Source organism: Vulgatibacter sp., from assembly GCF_041687135.1.
Lineage (GTDB): Bacteria > Myxococcota > Myxococcia > Myxococcales > Vulgatibacteraceae > JAWLCN01.
This window is the reverse complement of sequence record NZ_JAWLCN010000001.1, coordinates 333,990-350,181: the sequence shown is the minus strand read 5'-3', so window position 1 is coordinate 350,181 and position 16,192 is coordinate 333,990. Positions and strand designations below refer to the sequence as shown.

Genomic DNA, 16,192 nt, shown 5'->3' with positions numbered 1-16,192 from the left:
TCTTTCATTTGAAAGGAGGCGGACGTGGTGGATCGAGCGGCGGCGGAGGCGGTCCGGGCGAGCGAGGTGCTGACCCGCGCAGTGCTGCGGGCCGCCGATCTCCTCGGCGTTTCGCAGAAGGAGCTGGCAGCGATCGTCGGCGTGAGCGCAGCGACGCTCTCGCGGATCGCGTCCGGCCAGAAGAAGCTCGCCCCGGCGTCGAAGGAGGGCGAGCTGGGCCTGCTCTTCGTGCGCGTCTTCCGCAGCCTCGACGCGCTGCTGGGGGGGGAGGCGGCGCGCTGCAGGGCGTGGCTGCGGGCGTACAACGATCACCTGCAGGGCGTGCCACTCGAGCTCCTGCAGAGCGTGCGGGGGCTCGTCCATGTCGGCGAATATCTGGACGGCATGCGGGGGAAGATCTAACTGCGCGCCGTTCGAGGGTGCGCCGTGGCGCGTCGTCGAGGCGCAGCACGTGATCGCCACCCGCAAGCTGGTCGATTCGGACGAGGAGCAGGGGCTGCTCGAGGAGCTCCTCGAGGGGGTGAAGCCGCCCGTCCCGCGGGAGACCGAGGGGCTCCACTACCTGCTCTCCACCCCCTTCCGCCACCCGCCGCTCCGCCACGGCTCGCGCTTCGCCACCCGCCACGAGCCCTCGCTCTGGTACGGCTCGGAGGCGCTGGCCACCGCCTTCGCGGAGGTGGCCTACTACCGGCTCCTCTTCCTCGAGGGAACGAGCGCCGAGCTCGAGCCGATCGAGGTCGAGCTCTCGGCCTTCCAGGCAAGGATCCGCAGCGAACGCTGCGTCGATCTCGGCGCCGGCCCGTTCCGCGAGTACCAGCTCGCCCTGCGCTCGGCGACGAGCTACGCGGCGACGCAGGCGCTGGGCGCGGCGATGCGCGCGGACGGCGTGGAGATGTTCCTCTTCGGCTCCGCGCGGTCGGACGACGGGGGACGCAACGTGGCGCTCTTCACCTCGCGGGTCTTCACCCGCAAGAAGCCCACGGTGCCGCAGACCTGGCGGTGCATCGCCACCAGGGCCGGCGTGGAGATCGTGCGGCGGGACTACTTCACCCAGGCCCGGCACCGCTTCGAGCGGGAGCAATTCCTGGTACAGGCTGTCCTGCCCCGCCCCGCGATTTAATGCGGCAGGGGCCGCCGCGGCAGGCGGACGGTAAAGGCGCTGCCGGTGTTCGCTCCGTCGCTGTGGGCGTGGATGCTGCCGCCATGCATCTCCACCAGGCTGCGCACCAGCGGGAGGCCGAGGCCGAGCCCGCCCTGCGAGAGCTGCCGTGCGCCGTCCACCTGCATGAACGCCTCGAAGATCCGGGGAAGCATCTCCTTGTCGATGCCGATCCCCTCGTCCTTGACCTCGATGAGCACCTCGTCCCCCTCCTCGCGAAGCGAGACGTGCACCCCGCCAGGTGCGGGCGTGTATTTGAGCGCGTTGACGACGAGGTTGGCGACCACCTGCTCCATCCGCACGGGGTCGAGATCGAGCACGACCGGATGATCGGGCAGCTCTGCCCGGATCACGCGCCCCTCGGTCTCGGGACGCGCCCGCAGACCGCTCAGGTATTCGGCGACGAGCTGGCGCAGATCGGTGGGCTCGGGCTCCACGCGGATCTTGCCCTGCGCCACCCGCGAGATCTCCATCAGGTCGTCGAGCATGCGGGTGATGTTGTCGGTCTGCCTGTCGAGCACACCGCCCATCCGCTCCATCGCCGCCGGATCGCCGGCGCGGCGCTGGATCAGCTGCACGGCGGTCCGGATCGAGGCGAGGGGATTGCGGAGCTCGTGGCCGAGAAGCGCCATGAAGTCGGTCTTGCGTTTGTCGGCCTCCTGGAGCTCGGCGAGCAGCTGGCGCACCTGGTATTGCCGCCGCCGCTCCCGCACCGCCGAGCGCACCGCGGCGAGGAGCACCGCAGCGTGCAGCGGCCGCTCGAGGAGGCGCAGGTTCGCTCTCGGCCCGAGCGCGGTGAAGAGCGCGTCCGCCCTGGCGGCAGACGGCAGGGTCAGGAGAATGAAGGGCAGGTCCGACCACGCCGGCTGGCGATCGATGAAGGAGACCAGCCGCTCGAGCGCCGCCGGCGGCATCCCCTCCTCGGCGAGAACGGCGGCGCCGGGACCTTCCTCCAGCGCCTCGAGGAAGTGGTCGAAGGAGGGGCAGACCGCTGCTTCGTAGCCGGCCTCGTGGAGCAGCCCGCGCACCAGCTGCGAATCGCGCCCGGTGGGTGCGAGCACGAGCACGCGTTCAGGCACCGTCGTGCTCCTCGCGATCCACGCGCTCCTCGCGCTCGTGCCAGCCGCCGCTGAAGACGAGGCTGCCGGCGAGCACGCCCTGGAAGGCGGTGAGCTGGCCGCCGACGTCGATCCCGCCGGCGGTCGAGAGGCGCAGCTCGCGGATCGCTCGCTCGTGGGGACCGTGGCGCTTCTTCACCACCGACAGCGCCTTGCCGACCTCGCCGAAGGCCTCGAAATAGCGGAGCAGCACCACCGCGTCGGCGAGGTAGCTGAGCTCGATCGGCGAGCGCACGCCCTGGCCGAGGATCCCGTGCTGCGCGAGAACGAGGAGGGTCACCACCTCGTGGTGGTTGAGCATCTGCAGGAGCTCGTGGAGGTGGAGCCCGAGGAACTCCGCCGCCGGCATGGCATTGAGATAGCCGTTGATGCTGTCGATGAGCACGACCCTCGCGCGGTGCGAGACCGCCTGCTCCTGCACCAGCGACGCGAACTGGCCGGGGCTCATCTCGGCGGGATCGACCGGCGAGAGGACGATCCGTCCCGAGTCGAGATGGCGGTGGGGATCGAGGCCGAGGGAGCGCAGGCGGCTCACCCACGTCGAGGGTCCCTCGTCGAAGAGGTAGACCACCGCACGCTCCCCGCGCTCCGCCGCTGCGAGGGCCCAGGTCGATGCGAGGGTGCTCTTTCCCACGCCGGAGGGGCCGAGGAGCATGGTGCTGGTGCCGGTTCCGACGCCGCCGCCGAGGAGCTCGTCGAGGCCGGCGATTCCGCTCGGAAAAGCTTGTGGCGTGTAGTCGTTGCGGCTCTCCGCCGCGATGATCCGCGGGAAGACGGCGATGCCTCCCTTGCGGATCCGGTAGTCGTGGTGACCGCCGCGGAACTCGCTGCCGCGCAACTTGCGGACCGAGATCCGGCGCCGCTCGCTGCCGAACTCGATGGTGTGGTGCTCGAGCTCGAAGATGCCGTGGACGAGGCTCTCGATGTGGATGTCGCGGGACTCGCGGGTCCGGTAGTCCACCAGGAGCACCGTGGCGCCGGACGGCGCGAGGGCCTGCTTGAGGGCGAGGACCTCCCGGCGGAAGCGGAGCGACTCCCGCGAGAGCAGGCGCACCTCCGAGAGCGAATCGAAGCAGACACGCCTGGGCCGAAGCTCCTCGATCCGCTCGACGATCGTCCGCATCGTGTCGCCGAGCTCGACCTCGGCCGGATGGAGGATGGTGTAGTGGGCGTCCGCGCGGCCGGTTCCCTGGCCGGACTGCAGGTCGAGGATCTCGATTCCGTCGAGGGACCAGCCGTGGGAGGCGGCGCTGCTGCGCAGCTCGGCCGCCGTCTCCGAGAGCGTGATGTAGAGGCAGGCTTCGCCCCGGTCACGCCCCTCGAGCAGGAATTGCAGGCCGAGGGTCGTCTTCCCCGCGCCGGGATCACCGGCGACCAGGTACATCCTGCCCGCGGGCAGGCCGCCAGCGAGGACCTCGTCGAGGCCGGGGACGCCCGTCGCCATCCGATGCGCGTCGTATTTTGCCAGGGCCGCCTCCTTCTCCTTCCATCAGAACAGACGGGGTAAGGAGGGTCTGCGCGGCGTGCCACTGTTCGGGGCGGAAAGCGACCCAAGCGGGGATGGGTCGGGTGCACATTTCACCCGGCGAGTAGAGCCTGCTCGCGGGCCCTGCGGCGGGCGGTGATGATGCGCGCCGAGATCACGCCGACCTCGTAGCAGAGCACCATCGGTATCGCCATCATCGCCAGGTTGAAGGGATCGCCGGTGGGGGTGATCACCGCGGCCACGATCACGTTCACGACGATGGCGTATTTGCGCCAGCTCGCCAGCCCCTCGCCGGTGACGATGCCGAGGGCAGCGAGGAGCGAGAAGACCACCGGGATCTCGAAGATCAGCCCGAATGCGAGCAGGAGGACGAGGACCAGGTTGAGCTGCTCCTTCATCGAGAGCATCGGCCGGGTCCAATCGTCGATGGTCACCTGTTCCGCCGCTGCGGCGAGGCGCGCGGTGCTGCCTGCATGCCGCTCGAGGAGGAGCTCCGCCCGTGCGCCCTCCGCGCCGCCCGTGCCCAGGGCCCAGGCACGGCGCACCGCTCGCTCCGCTGCGTCGAGGGAGCGCACCGCGCCGGCACGGTCGCCGGCCAGGGCGGCGGCGCGGCCGTCGTGCCTGGCGGCGATCGCCTCGGCGAGGGCCGCGCGGGCAGGAGGGCTCCCGCCTGCCACCCGCTCCGCAGCGTCGAGGAGCGGATCGAGTCCGCTGGCCCGCTCCTGCAGGGCGAGCAGGCCGTCGGGGCTGCCGTCGGGCAGCACCTCGAGATGCCCGTCGGCCTTCTCGAGCAGAGTCTCGGCCGCGGGCAAATCGCCGGCACGGATGAGCCGGCCTGCGTCCTCCACCGCGCCGCGGGCGAGCTGCATCTCGGTCTGTGCAGCACGGGCCTCCTCGGGCTTGAGCAGGAACTCGAAGGCGGGCGGCAGCACCACGAAGTAGCAGAACGCCGCGCCGGCGACGAAGCAGGCGGTGCCCGCGCCGATGAAGGGCAGCGCCATCCGGCGCTCGTTGGCGTAGAGGCCCGGGGAGACGAAGCCCCAGATCTGCTGGAGGATCACCGGCGCCGAAAGGAAGACGCCGGCGTAGATGCCGACCTTGAGGAAGGTGTTGATCTCCTCGATCGCCGAGGTCTGGACCAGCGCCCGCTGCCCCTCGGGCAAGGCCTGGAGGATCGGCAGCACGAGGAAGTGGAAGAACTCCCGGGCGAAGGCCAGCGAGAGCGAGCCGAGGACGAGCACCGCCAGCGTCACCCGGAAGAGGCGGGAGCGAAGCTCCTTGAGGTGCTCGAGGAGGCTGAGGCGCAGCTCGGAAGGCTGCTGCTGCTCGTCGGTGCTCATCGGGTCTCTTCTGTCGCCTTCACCGGCGGGGCGGCGGGCTCCGCGGCGGGCGTCGTTGCCGCAGGTGCTTCCGCGGTGGGCGCCACGGCGAGGTTCGCCTGCGGCACGGTGGGCTCGGTGCCCTCGGGCGGCAGCAGCGCGGCGTTGCGCGGCGCGACGCCTTCCGGCGGCGCGTTGGCGGTGGAGACCGAGCCCGGCTCGATCCCCGCGGCGGCAGCGGCCTTCGGCCCGTCGACCCGGGTGGCGTTCTCCACCTCCTGATCGAGCTTGTAGAACTCCTGCTCGAAGGAGCCGCGGATGTCGCCGGTGGCCCGCCGGAAGTCGCGCAGCCCCTTGCCCAGGGTGCGGGCCAGCTTGGGCATGCCGCTGGGCCCGAGCACCATCAGCGCGACGACCAGGATGATGAGGATTTCGCCGAAGGACAGGCCGAACATGGGGCTCGCAGTCTACACCAGGGGCGTACTTCTGGAAGGTGTCCGCGGGAGCACCAACCCCATGGAGAAAAGGCCGATTCCCGCTTCCCTGCCCCTTTGCCCGAGGACGAGGCGGCATGCAAGGCGGCAGGCTGCTCGGACGTGATTCGGGCCATCCTGCCCCAGCACCGCCACGGTCTTGTTGCATCGCCCATTGGCGGGTGGCACCACGAGGGGCAGCTTTGCCGTTGGGGCCGCGTGGTGCGGCTCCTCGGCGCTGCTGCGCGGGAGGAGTGCCGGATGGTCCGTGAGACGCTGCTCTTCGTTGACGAACGCTGCCTCGCCCACGACCCGGGCTACGCCCATCCCGAGAGTCCGGGGCGGCTGCGCGCGATCCTCGACCGGCTCCAGCACGATCCCATCCCCGGCACCAGGATCGAGTTGCCCCGGCAGGCCACCAGCGAGGAGCTCCAGCGCGTCCACACCGTGCCCTACGTCCAGGAGATCCTCGCCCTCGCGGGAACCAGCACCCAGCTCGACCCCGACACGGCGATGTGCCCGGCGACCCTGCCGGCGGCGCTGCTCAGCGCAGGCGCCGCGATCGAGGCGGTGGGCGCCGTCTCCGAGGGTGTGGCCAACGGCGCCTTCGCGCTGGGCAGGCCACCGGGGCACCACGCCGAGCCCGACCGGGCGATGGGCTTCTGCCTCTTCAACAACGTCGCCGTCGCCGCAGCCCACGCAAGGCAGATGCTCGGCTACGAGCGGATCCTGATCGTCGACTGGGACGTCCACCACGGCAACGGCACCCAGGTCGCCTTCTACGACAGGCCCGAGGTGCTCTTCTTCAGCACCCACCGCCTCCCCTTCTATCCCGACACCGGCGCGCTCACCGAGGCCGGACGTGGTGCCGGCGAGGGCTACACGGTCAACGTGCCGCTGCCGCCGCGGCTGGGAGACGGCGACTACGCCGCGGTCTTCCGGGAGCTGCTCCTGCCGATCGCGGAGCGCTACCGGCCCGAGCTGGTGCTCGTCTCCGCGGGCTTCGATTCGCACGGCGACGATCCCCTCGGCGGGATGGGCGTCTCGGCGGACGGCTTCGCCCACCTCTGCCACCTGGCGAAGGGGATCGCCGATCGGCACGCAGGCGGCAGGATCGCGCTGGTGCTCGAGGGCGGCTACGACCTCCCCGCGCTGGCGGAGAGCGTACACGCCTGCACGCGGGTGCTCGCCGGCGCGCTGCCGCCGGAGCCGCCACCGCCGAGCGAGCGGGGCCTCGCCGCGCTCCGGGAGGCAGCTGCCTTCCATCGGCGCTACTGGCCGGTGTGACCGGACAGGATTGCGGCGAACCTACGCCGGGAACGCGAAGGCAGGTGGCGCCTTCTTCGGCCTGGCACGGCGCCATCCCTGCTCCAGCAGCCAGCTCGCCGGCGGAGCCACCGGTAGGCTTCCGTCGTCGAAGGTCCGCCACCAGGCGGTCGCGTCACCGAGCTGCTCATGCGAGACCGCGAAGCGATCCACGAAGCGCGTGACGGCCCGCCCCTGCCGCTCGGCGTGGTTGCGCGTGTTGCCGAGCACGTAGTCGATCGCGTTGCGCGCTTCGGTCGGCGAGCCGAGGGCGTGCGCATGGAAGCGATCGGCAAAGACCTTCCCCGCGCGTCCCATCAGCTTGTTGAGCCCTTTGGCGATCCGGACGCCCAGCCCCTGCATCGCGCTCGATAGCGCCTTCGTCCCGCTTGCCTCGACGAGGAGATGCAGATGGTTTCCCTGCACCGAGAAATGCGTGATCCGCGCGCCGAAGCGCTCCGCCGCCGGACGAGAAGTGCGGAGGAGCACGCGGAAGCTGCGCTTCGACTGCATGCTCCAGACGTGGTCGAGCACCCGCCAGGTCACGAGCACCGGGTGGTCCTCACCGAGCACGGGCCGGCGGTGGTGCTTCACCTCGACAGTGCTCCGTGCGAAGGCGCTGCTCGTGCCCTGGGGTTGGTTCGTGCCGCGGCTGGTGATGCGAAAGAGGCGGTCGCGGCTCGGATGGCCACGACCGCCTCCATGCGTGCATCGGCGGGCGTGCGCCGATCAGCTGCGGCGGCGGAGCCTGGCGAGGACGAGGCCGGCTGCGAGGAGCGAGGGGCCGGTGGCGGAGGCGGCGCAGCCGCCATCGTCATCGCCGCCTTCACCGGTGAGGGCACTTCCGCCGCTGCCGCCGTTCGATTCACCTCCGGCGCTGCCGCCGCTAGCGCCGGCACCGCCGCTGCCTTCGATGAAGAGGTCGGCTTCCGCGATCACCAGCAGCTCGAGGGTGCAGCTGCTCTCGAGGCCTTCGCGATCCCGCGCCCGCACCTCGAGGGTGAGGGGCTCGGCAGTCTCCCCGATCGGGATCCCCGAGATCTCGCCGCTGCTGCTCACCTGCAGACCGAGGACGAGGTCGCCGGCGTCGAAGGTCCAGGGCAACGCGCCGCCGGCGATCTCGACCTGCGAGGCGTAGTGCCGTCCGACGACGGCATTCGGTAGCCGGCTGGTCAGGCACGTCCCTGCATCGACGAAGCGGACCGCGAAGACCGCGGCGACCCGCTCCTCACCCGACCTGGCGACGAGGACGAACGAGAACGAGTCGGCTTCCATCGGCGTGCCGCGCAGGGTGTCCCCGTCGACGTGAATCCCGACCGGCATCTCGCCCGGCGGAAACTCGAGGGTGACGGGGCCTGTCCCACCGACGGTTTCGATGCGGGCCTCCCACGGGAGACCGACCACGCCCACCGGCAACTCCGTGGTCGCGAAGGCGAGCGGCTCCGCTTCGGCGAGCGCGGGGCGAGCGACCGCGCCCGTCGCCGCGACCAGCAGTGCGAAGCTGAGGGCCTGAAGGGCGTGAAGAAGAGAGCGCTTCATTCGCAGCCTCCTTTGCGAGATACGAGCACGGCCTGTTGCAGGGAGCGATACGGCCGGCTCACCGTAGCAGCCGCGCAGCAACCCGTCGAGACACCTGCCGTGAACGATCCGAGCGCTCCACGAACAAAAAGGCGGCCGCAGCCCGCTGGACCACGACCGCCTCGTCTCTCAACAAGGGGGAGAACGGACTTTAAGGCAGCCCCATGAAGAGCGCCGGATCCACCGTGCCCCCGTCGCCCGCAGGCGTGGACGCGCTGGGCTCGGTGCCACGCTTGAAAGGCAGCGCCCGGCTCCCCTCGCCGCCGCCGGGACGGCCGGTCTTGAGGTTCACCGTCATCCAGTTGATCCCCGCGGGCTGCTTCCAGTCGCGCTGGGGTCTGCCGTCCAGCGCGTTCTCCATGTAGTCGCGCCAGATCGGCAGCGCGGTGCGCCCGCCCTGCTCGTAGCGGCCCATCGGCGGGTGGTCGTAGCGGTCGTAGCCGACCCACACGCCGGTGACGAGATCCACCGAGTAGCCCATGAACCACGCATCGAACGAATCGTTGGTGGTGCCGGTCTTGCCGGCGATCTTCCACTTGTTGTTCATCCGGCCGGCGCTGGCGGCGGTGCCGTAGAGGGTGACCTGGTTGAGCAGCTGGGTGGTGATGTAGGCGGTCTCCTCGCTCATCACCCGCTCCGGCTCGCTCCAGAGCTCGGCGTAACCCGCGGCGATCCGGTCCTTGAGCGGCGCCCAGCCGTCGGCGTACCAGGTGTGATCCTCGAGGGTGCGGCCGAAGCGATCCTCCACCTTGCGGAGGAACTTCGTCTCGGGCCTGGTGCCGCCGCGATCGAAGGCGGCGTAGACGTTGGCGAGATCCCAGAGGGTCACGCACGACGAGCCCAACGCGATCGAGAAATCTTCGTTGAGCTTCGAGGTGATGCCGATCTTGTTGGCCCAATCCACCGCCTGGCGCACGCTCAGGTTCTCGAGCGCCTTCACCGCGGGGATGTTCATCGAGTTGACCAGCGCGTAGGCGGCGGTCACCTCGCCCATGAAGGTCTGGTCGAAGTTCTGCGGCTTCCAGCGCAGGTTGTTCTCGGGATCGTCGGTGACGATCGGCGCGTCGATGAGGATCGACGCCGGGGTGAAAGGCCGCTCGCGCAGCGAGTCGGTGGGATCCCTGCCCAGCTCGAAGTTGCCCGAGTAGACGATCGGTTTGAAGGAGGAGCCCGGCTGCCTGCAGGACTGGAAGGCGCGGTTGAACTCGGAGGCGTCGAAGTCGTAGCCGCCGATCATCGCCACCACGTAGCCGCTCCAGGGATCGATCGAGACGATCGCGCCCTGCAGCTCCGGCTCCTGCTCCAGCGCGAGGAAGACGCCGTCGGCGCCGTAGGTCCGCTTCAGCCCCGCCTTCTCCGAGTCCATGCCGATGTCCTCGGCGATGGCGCCGCGCACCACGACGAGGTCGCCCGGCTCGACCACGCCCTCGAGCGAGGTGATGAGCGAGGAGGGGAAGTAGGCCTCGGAGTTGGGCTTGCGCGCCCAACGGGCGGCCCCCAGGGGCAGCTCGCCCTCGAGCTTCGTGCCGAGCTTGACCGTCGCCTTCTTCGCCTCGACGGCGGTGACGAGCCCCACGTAGATGCGATCACGCTCGAGCTTCGCGCCGCCGCGCGCCTCGAGCACCGCGTCGAAGGCCTTCAGCTTCGCCGCCTGGTCGTTCTTCGCCACCTTCCCCACCGGGCCGGAGAAGCCCTGGCGGTGATCGACGTGGTGGAGCCCCTTCAGCATCGCGTTCTGGGCGAAGCGCTGGTTCTCCGAGTTCATCGAGGACCAGATCTTCAGGCCGTCGCCGAGCATCCGCTGGTTGCCGTAGCGGTCGACGATGTCGCGGCGCACGTGCTCGGCGAAGAAGGGAGCCGTGTCGCCGAAGACGTCCTCCACCGGGTGGACGCGGATCGGCTCCGCCGCTGCGCTGGCCCGCTGCTCCTCGCTGATCATCCCCTCTTCCGCCATGCGGCGGAGGACGTACTCCCGGCGCTCGGCGGCGTTCTTCGGGTTGGTGAAGGGCGAGTAGCGCGAAGGCGCCTGGGGCAGGCCGGCGATCAGCGCGATCTCGGGCAGGGTGAGGTCCTCGACGTTCTTGCGGTAGTAGTTCTCCGCCGCCGACTGGACGCCGTAGCTGTGGTGCCCGAGGTAGACGTTGTTCAGGTAGAGCCAGAGGATCTCCTCCTTGGTGAATTTGCGCTCAAGCTCGAGCGCGAGGAGAAGCTCCTTGATCTTGCGGCGGATCGTCTTCTCGCGGCCCTTGTCGTAGCCTTCCGCGGAGATGAGGAGCGCCTTGGCGGTCTGCTGGGTCAGCGTGGAGCCGCCGCCGCGGACGCGGCCCGCGGTGAAGTTCTTCCAGGCGGCGCCGGCGATGCCGATCGGATCGAAGCCGGGGTGGTCGAAGAAGACGTTGTCCTCGGAGGCCACGAAGGCCTGCACGAGCTTCTTCGGGATCCGCTCGTAGGGGACCACCTTCCGCCGCTCGGCGAAGAACTCGGCGAGGAGGACCTCGTCGGTGGCGTAGGCCTCCGAGAGGATCGGCGGATGCCATTCGTGCACGTCTGGCACACGGGGCAGATCGGCGCCATAGGTGTCGTACGCCCAGTACACGGCGCCGGCTGCAGCGATACCGCCGAGGAGCACGAGCCCGAGGCTCGCGCCGGCGATCCGCTTCAGCCAGGTCTTCTTCTTCGTCGGAACGGATGCACCCTGGGTCGGGGCGCTCTCGTCGGGCCCCTGGGGGCGCTTGCCTTCGTCAGCCATTCGGCGGGGAGGTTAGTGCACCCATCCCCCCCGCACAACGCCCGAGCAGGCAGGCCCGCCCCGCCTGCCCGCAACCGGCGTGTGGTGGGCGGAGGCCGCACATGCGGGGTCAGTGCTTCGCCAGCACCATGCCGAGGATCGCGTGGCGCTCCGGCGCGTTGAGCGCAGGCAGCATCATCGTCCAATCCGAGGCGAGCTTCTCCACCGTGAGCGCCTCCTTGAAGCGCCCCAGCGCCTCGGCGAGCTCCGAAGGATCGCAGCGCTCCCACAGATGCGGCAGGAGCGACTCCTCCTCGGCAAGGTGCTCGAGCTGCCTGGCGAGGAAGCGGTTGTAGGAGCGGTAGAAGGTCATCGCCGCGTCCTGACGGTTCTCGGGCGCGACGGTGGCGATCCGATCGAGCTGCGCCTGCAGGGTGGCGAGCTCGGTGTCGTGGCCCGCGTGCTCCAGCTCGAGGGAGGCGTGGGCCTCCGGCAGGTGGCGCGCCAGCACCGGGTGCATGTACGTCGCCTCGTTGCGGGCGTGGGCGTGGAGCACGTGGACGATCTGGCGAAAGCGCACGCGCAGGTGCTCGACCGCTGCGGCGTCGTGCGGATCGGTCGAGCCGGCGAGGACCGCGAAGTCGAAGTGCAGGCGGCGCAGCCCCTTGTGGAAGTTGCTGTAGAAATCGATGCGCGGTGCTCCGCTCATTTCATTCTCTCCGGAAACGAGGACGGCCGGCCGGTCCAGGCCCGCCGGCCGCCTCTGCTCTCACGCCGCGATCACTCGGCGGCGACGGTGAACATCGAGGTGACGCGGTCGGCGATCGCCGACTCCACGCCGTTGCGGTAGGGCGCCAGCCGCAGGTCCTGCCCCTCCTCCTGCACCGCGCGCACGACGAGCAGGTAGGTGCCGCCGGGGCGCAGCAGGTTGTGGGGCATGCGCACGCTCGTCACGTCGCCGGGGAGGCGGAGGTTCGCCACCAGGTACCAACCCGGCCAGTAGGGCTCCGGCGGATCCACGAGCGCCTCCGCCACCTGCACCACGTAGCTGGTGGGGCTGCCGATCGCCGGCGGATCGAAGGAGAGCTCCGCCAGCGGCGCGATCCCCTCGCGATCGGTATCGAGGGCCACGCCGTCGAGGCGCACCTCGCCCACCGGGCCGACGACGGGACGCAGCGGCTCGGCCTCGGTCGAGAGCGTGCGGCTGCGGCGTCCGACCACCGCCTCGAAGAAGCGCTCCTGCCCGTCGTCCAGCGGGAAGGGGACCTGCACCTGCCAGGTGGCGTAGAAGGACTGGACCACCCATTCCTCGGGGTAGGGGTTGGGGATGGAGAAGGCCCCGAGATCGTCCGAGGTGGAGAGCACGCTCGAGTCGGCGATCTCGAAGATCGGGAACTCGAAGCTGTAGAAGAGCTCGCCGTCGTCCCGCGCGCCCGGGTGGGCGTAGAGGGCGTGGCCGTAGAACGGGTGTTCGCTCGCGCCGCTGGGGTGGATCGCGGTGCGCAGCGCGTCGTAGGCTGCAGCGTCGTAGGCCAGCTGGAAGTCGAGGGCGGGCGGCGAGGCGAAGCTGCCCTCCAGCACGATCGGTGTGCCGTCGAGTCCCTGCACCACGTCGGCTGGGGTGAACGCTGCCACCGGCGCCCGGAAGGCGACGCCGGCATCGCTCGCGAAGGCGCGGGACTGCACCACGAAGGCGGGGCTCCCCTGCTCGACGCGGACGTGCGGCCTGCCGTTCCAGTTGAAGGTGAGGTCGAGCGAGGTGTCCCCGGAAGCCGGCGCGCCCGCCTCGATCTCCCACTGGATCCCGTTGTCGACGTTGACCGCGTCGGGGGCGAAGAAGGCGAGGCCGTCCTCGTCTTCCCAGGGCGAGAGGCCGTCGGCGCGGATCACCACCGGCGCCTGTGCCGGCGCGTGGACGGGATCGGCCTGGCCCACCGAGGTGGTCCCGATCGGCAGCGTGGTGGCGTCGGTCCAGACGAAGTCCTGGCCGAACGGGCGCATCACCATGCGGAGCCAGTACTCGCCTTCCGGCGCGCCGGGGATGGTGAAGGTGCCGTCCGAGAGGCCGTAGCCCGGCACCACGTCCCAGCCCTGCTCGGTGGGGAAGTGCGCCTCGATCACCCAGCTGTGCAGGTCGTCCTGGAAGCTGCCGCTGGGGGTGCCGTCCACCCGGACGTACTTCCACTCGGCGCTGCCGGCGATGGTGCGGGCCGCCGGCTCGATCGGGCTCTCGGCGCTGCCGTGGGGACGGGGCTGCTCCTCTCCGCCGCAGGCGGCGAGAAGGAGGAGCGTCGGGATCAGGCTGCTTGCGACGTGGCGCATGATCTTCCTCGTGCTGCGAAAGTCGGGGTGGCTCAAGGCAGGAAGGTCTCCGAGACCGCGTCGGCCCACGCGTAGGGAAGCGCCCGGGCCAGCGGCGCGGTGCGGACCTCCTGGCCTTCGCTGGAGACGGCGCGGACGATCACCGCGTAGCGGAAGCCCTCGCGGAGCAGATCCACCGGAAGGACGATCTCGGTGACGTCGCCGGGCACCACGAGGTGGGCCGCCTTGCGGAAGAAGCCGCCCATCGCCATGTCGCCGGCGCCGGGGGTGACGAGGTCGATCTCGTAGGAGGTGATCTCGCCGGTAACAGGGGGCTGCCAGCTGATCGTCGGCTGCGGACCGACGTCTGCCAGTGGCTGCGATGCATCCCTGCCGCCGATGCGGATCCCAGTGACCGGGGCCACCAGGGGGCGGGCGCCCTCCTCTGCCGTGGGCGCGGGTCCGCCGTAGCGGCCGGCGGTGGCCCAGAGTTCCTGCTCGCTGTCGTCGAACCAGGGCAGCAAGGTGCGGTACCAGACCTGGTACCAGTCGTAGAAGGTGCCGCCGGGGATCGGGTTGCCGTGCACGACGTCGCCGAAATCCACCGCCTCGGCGGTGTCGAAGATCGACTCGTCCGCCACCACGAAGGCCTGCCACGGACGCGAACCGTGGTGCCACGCGTCCTCCTCCACGCCGCGGGAGGAGAGATAGGCGAAGCCCCTGGCGAAGGGAGTGGCTCCCTCCCGGATCCCGTCGGCGAGGGCGTCGAACGCTGGGATGTCCCAGTGGAGCCGGTAGGTGTGCTGCTCGAGTTCCACGAGCGTGCCCTCGACGTGGGCGGTGCCGCCCTCGTCCAGGGAGAAGGGCTCGCCCTCGAAGGCGCGCAGCGGGGTGAACCAGGCGTTGCCCCGATCGTTCTCCCGGAGCCCCGACTGCAGGATCAGCGGGCGATCGCCCTTCTCCGCCGAGAACGCTGGGGTGGAGAGGTTGGCGAGCTCGTACGAGATCGACTCGGCCGCGGTCTCACCTGCGCCGGGAATCCCCTCCACCGAGCCCGGGAAGTCGGCGAAGTTGTACTGCGAGAAGGTGACGTTCGGAACGAGCAGGCCGAGCTCGTGCTCCCCCGGCACCCAGGCCTCGAGGCCGTCGACGGCCAGGGAGATCCGGGTGGAGGCCACGAAGAAGTCGACCTGTTCGCGCTCGACCTTCACGGTGCCGAAGTCGAGGGTCGAGGCGTCGGTCCAGAAGTACTCGTCCTCCGGCGGATGCTCGCCGCCTTCCCAGCGGTCCATCCGCACCCAGCAATGCCCCTCGGGCAGGCCTTCGATGACGAAGGTGCCGTCGGGCTCGCCGTGGCCGGGATGGATGGTCCAGCCGCCCTCGCCATCCGGGCAGTGCGCCTGCACCACGGCGGTGTCGAGATCCGTGGGCGCGACGTCGGTGCCCGTGGCGTAGCGCCATTCGAGCTGGCGCAGGCCGACCACGGTGCGGCCGGTGGGTTCGGGCTCTGGTTCGGGCTGCTGCTGGCGGGCACGCGGCTCCTCGGTGTCGCAGGCTGCTGCGACGAGGAGAGCGGCGACGGAGAGGATCCGGATACGCCTTGTCACTGCTGTTTCCCTTCTCGAAGACTCGACCGGAGATTCGCTCCGGTCGCGCCGACGAGGGGGAAGCTACGCCCGGCCCCGGGGGCCAGATAGTGCGGCAAACCGCACCAGCCTCCGCACGGATCAGCGGCGCTTCTTCGAGCCGGTCCAGGCGATGCCGGCGGCGTTCAGCACCGCCACCAGCTCGTCGGGCAGGGGCGCGTCGAAGCCCATCTTCTGCCCGGTGGTCGGGTGCTCGAGCTCGAGCCGCCGCGCGTGGAGGAACTGGCGCTTCAGCCCCCACGTCTTCGCTGCGTCCCGGTTGAAGGGAAAGTCGCCGTAGCGCGAGTCACCGACGATCGGGTGGCCGATCGCCGAGAGGTGCCGGCGGATCTGGTGGGTGCGGCCGGTCTCGATGGTGCACTCGAGCAGGCTCACCCCGGCGCCCGTGGCGAGGACGCGGTAGTGGGTCACCGCCGGCTGCATGTTCACGCCGCGTTCCTGCCGGGAACGGCTCGTCTGCTGGTGCTCCGCCAGCGGCTGGTCGATGGTGCCCACCGGCCGCGGCATCCGGCCCTTCACCAGGCCGAGATAAGTCTTGTCCGCGGTGCCGGCGGTGAAGATCTCCGTGAGCCCGACCATCGCCTTGCGCTTCTTGGCGACGACGATGACCCCGGAGGTCTCGCGGTCGAGACGGTGCGCCGGGCTGGGCTTGAAGTCCTTCTGCTCGGGGTCGACCTGCAGGTAGTTCCGCGCCCAGTCGACCAGGGTGCCGCCCTTGATCCCGCTGCCGGGATGGACGGCGAGACCGCCGGGCTTGTCGACCACGAGGATGGCGTCGTCCTCGAAGAGGATCGGCACCTCGGGGAGCTTCGCCGGCGCGGGGCGCGGCCTGCGCAGGGCCTCGGGTCCCGGCTGCACCACGCGGAAATGCACCACGTCGCCGGGCTGGAGCAGGTACTCGACCTGGGAGCGCTTGCCGTTCACCCGGATCCGCTTGGTGCGGATCAGCTTGAAGACGCCGCTGAGCGGCACCTCGGGCAGCAGCCGGCGGGCCAATTTGTCGAGGCGCTGTCCCGCCTCGTCTTCGCTGATGGTGTGCTCGAACACGGGCCGCCTTGTACCAGAAGACGGCCCGGGCC

At 70.4% G+C, this 16,192-nt stretch carries 14 protein-coding genes; 3 read left to right on the top strand and 11 right to left on the bottom strand.

The window, feature by feature from the left end; translation table 11 throughout:
• Nucleotides 1–24: 24 nt before the first annotated feature.
• Both ACESMR_RS01635 and ACESMR_RS01630 read left to right on the top strand, forming a co-directional pair.
• Nucleotides 25–402, top strand: a complete 378-nt coding sequence (locus ACESMR_RS01635) for an antitoxin Xre/MbcA/ParS toxin-binding domain-containing protein (protein WP_373044501.1) — start codon at nt 25–27, stop codon at nt 400–402.
• Nucleotides 403–451: 49 nt separating this feature from the next.
• Nucleotides 452–1,120 (top strand): RES family NAD+ phosphorylase, encoded by a 669-nt coding sequence (locus ACESMR_RS01630; protein ID WP_373044499.1) that lies wholly within the window; start codon nt 452–454, stop codon nt 1,118–1,120.
• On the opposite strand, the gene ACESMR_RS01625 is transcribed toward ACESMR_RS01630, so the two are convergent.
• From ACESMR_RS01625 to ACESMR_RS01610, 4 genes are all read right to left on the bottom strand, one after another.
• Nucleotides 1,117–2,238: an ATP-binding protein gene (locus ACESMR_RS01625; protein ID WP_373044497.1), complete on the bottom strand. Its 1,122-nt coding sequence runs from the start codon at nt 2,236–2,238 to the stop codon at nt 1,117–1,119. The genes ACESMR_RS01630 and ACESMR_RS01625 overlap by 4 nt on opposite strands.
• Entirely contained in the window at nt 2,231–3,721 is a 1,491-nt protein-coding gene (locus tag ACESMR_RS01620; protein ID WP_373044495.1) for an ATPase domain-containing protein, read from the bottom strand. Before ACESMR_RS01620 ends, ACESMR_RS01625 begins: the two co-directional genes overlap by 8 nt.
• 134 nt (nt 3,722–3,855) lie before the next feature.
• Nucleotides 3,856–5,103 (bottom strand): twin-arginine translocase subunit TatC, encoded by a 1,248-nt coding sequence (locus ACESMR_RS01615; protein ID WP_373044493.1) that lies wholly within the window; start codon nt 5,101–5,103, stop codon nt 3,856–3,858.
• Complete coding sequence (locus ACESMR_RS01610) at nt 5,100–5,537, bottom strand: twin-arginine translocase TatA/TatE family subunit (RefSeq protein WP_373044491.1); 438 nt, start codon at nt 5,535–5,537, stop codon at nt 5,100–5,102. Before ACESMR_RS01610 ends, ACESMR_RS01615 begins: the two co-directional genes overlap by 4 nt.
• Nucleotides 5,538–5,816: 279 nt before the next feature.
• Here ACESMR_RS01610 and ACESMR_RS01605 point away from each other — a divergent pair, with 279 nt between their 5' ends.
• Nucleotides 5,817–6,842 (top strand): histone deacetylase, encoded by a 1,026-nt coding sequence (locus tag ACESMR_RS01605; protein ID WP_373044489.1) that lies wholly within the window; start codon nt 5,817–5,819, stop codon nt 6,840–6,842.
• A 21-nt stretch (nt 6,843–6,863) separates the two neighbouring features.
• On the opposite strand, the gene ACESMR_RS01600 is transcribed toward ACESMR_RS01605, so the two are convergent.
• The 7 genes from ACESMR_RS01600 to ACESMR_RS01570 all read right to left on the bottom strand — a co-directional run bounded on the left by ACESMR_RS01600 (nt 6,864) and on the right by ACESMR_RS01570 (nt 16,160).
• Nucleotides 6,864–7,454 carry a transposase gene (locus ACESMR_RS01600; protein ID WP_373044487.1) on the bottom strand — a complete coding sequence of 197 codons (591 nt, stop codon included), beginning with the start codon at nt 7,452–7,454 and terminating at the stop codon, nt 6,864–6,866.
• Nucleotides 7,455–7,589: 135 nt separating this feature from the next.
• Nucleotides 7,590–8,399: a hypothetical protein gene (locus ACESMR_RS01595; protein WP_373044485.1), complete on the bottom strand. Its 810-nt coding sequence runs from the start codon at nt 8,397–8,399 to the stop codon at nt 7,590–7,592.
• A gap of 190 nt (nt 8,400–8,589) precedes the next feature.
• Complete coding sequence (locus ACESMR_RS01590; RefSeq protein ID WP_373044483.1) at nt 8,590–11,187, bottom strand: penicillin-binding protein 1A; 2,598 nt, start codon at nt 11,185–11,187, stop codon at nt 8,590–8,592.
• A gap of 109 nt (nt 11,188–11,296) precedes the next feature.
• Nucleotides 11,297–11,875, bottom strand: coding sequence for a hypothetical protein (locus ACESMR_RS01585; RefSeq protein WP_373044480.1), 579 nt, complete (start codon nt 11,873–11,875; stop codon nt 11,297–11,299).
• A gap of 71 nt (nt 11,876–11,946) precedes the next feature.
• Nucleotides 11,947–13,488, bottom strand: coding sequence for a hypothetical protein (locus tag ACESMR_RS01580; RefSeq protein WP_373044478.1), 1,542 nt, complete (start codon nt 13,486–13,488; stop codon nt 11,947–11,949).
• Nucleotides 13,489–13,520: 32 nt separating this feature from the next.
• Nucleotides 13,521–15,074 (bottom strand): fibronectin type III domain-containing protein, encoded by a 1,554-nt coding sequence (locus ACESMR_RS01575; RefSeq protein WP_373044476.1) that lies wholly within the window; start codon nt 15,072–15,074, stop codon nt 13,521–13,523.
• 120 nt (nt 15,075–15,194) lie between these two features.
• On the bottom strand, nt 15,195–16,160 hold the full coding sequence (locus ACESMR_RS01570; protein WP_373044474.1) for an RluA family pseudouridine synthase: 966 nt from the start codon (nt 16,158–16,160) through the stop codon (nt 15,195–15,197).
• Nucleotides 16,161–16,192: the final 32 nt, after the last annotated feature.